Below are 1009 nucleotides of genomic sequence, written 5' to 3'. Positions count from 1 at the left end.
CTGTAGATGCCCCAGGCGGGGGAGAGGGTGGCGGCGAGCACGGCGCGGACCTCGAAGGCCGCCCGGCCGCCGTGCTGCAGATAGGCGTGCAGGATGTCCGGGGTGTTGGCGAACAGGTTCGGCCGCATGTAGGCGGCCGCCTCCCCCGACAGCTCGCCGAGATATTCCGTCAGCTCCTGCTTGCTGTTGCGCCAGGTGAAGTACGTGTACGACTGCTGGAAACCGATCTGGGCGAGGGTGTGCATCATCGCCGGCCGGGTGAACGCCTCCGCCAGGAAGATCACGTCCGGGTCGGTGCGGTTGACCTCCGCGATCACCCGCTCCCAGAACACGACCGGTTTGGTGTGCGGGTTGTCCACCCGGAAGATCCGCACCCCGTGGTCCATCCAGTGCCGCAGCACCCGCACCGTCTCGGCGGTCAGACCCTCCAGGTCGGCGTCGAAGGCGACGGGATAGATGTCCTGGTACTTCTTGGGCGGGTTCTCCGCGTGGGCGATGCTCCCGTCCGGGCGGTGGTGGAACCACTCGGGATGCTTGTGCACCCACGGATGATCCGGGGAGCACTGCAGCGCGAAGTCCAGAGCCACCTCAAGGCCCAACTCCCGTGCCCTGGCCACGAAACGGTCGAAGTCCTCGATCGTGCCCAGGCCGGGATGGACGGCGTCGTGCCCGCCCTCCGGGGAGCCGATCGCCCACGGCACCCCCACGTCGTCGGGCCCGGCGGTCAGGGTGTTGTTGCGGCCCTTGCGGAACGTGGTGCCGATCGGATGGACGGGCGGCAGGTAGACCACGTCGAAGCCCATCTCCGCGATCGCCGGCAGCCGGCGCGCGGCCGACCGGAAAGTGCCGTGCGGCTGCTCGGCCGTGCCCTCCGAGCGGGGAAAGAACTCGTACCAGGAACCGAACAGCGCCCGCTCCCGCTCCACCAGAAGCGGCATCGCCTCGGACACGGTGACCAGCTCCCGCAGCGGATACCGGGACAACACCGCGCCCACCCCGGGCGACAGCG

At 69.4% G+C, this 1009-nt stretch carries 1 protein-coding gene; it reads right to left on the bottom strand.

What is annotated here, in order from left to right:
* Window positions 1-1009 (bottom strand): alpha-amylase family glycosyl hydrolase (locus ACIRU3_RS47830; RefSeq protein ID WP_404070817.1); only part of this gene is annotated, 1009 nt, incomplete at both ends.

The sequence above is a fragment of the Streptomyces sp. NPDC101151 genome, from assembly GCF_044768335.1.
In the GTDB taxonomy this organism is placed as follows: Bacteria; Actinomycetota; Actinomycetes; order Streptomycetales; family Streptomycetaceae; genus Streptomyces.
The sequence above is the reverse complement of the archived record's forward strand: the minus strand, read 5'-3'. Positions and strand labels throughout refer to the sequence as shown.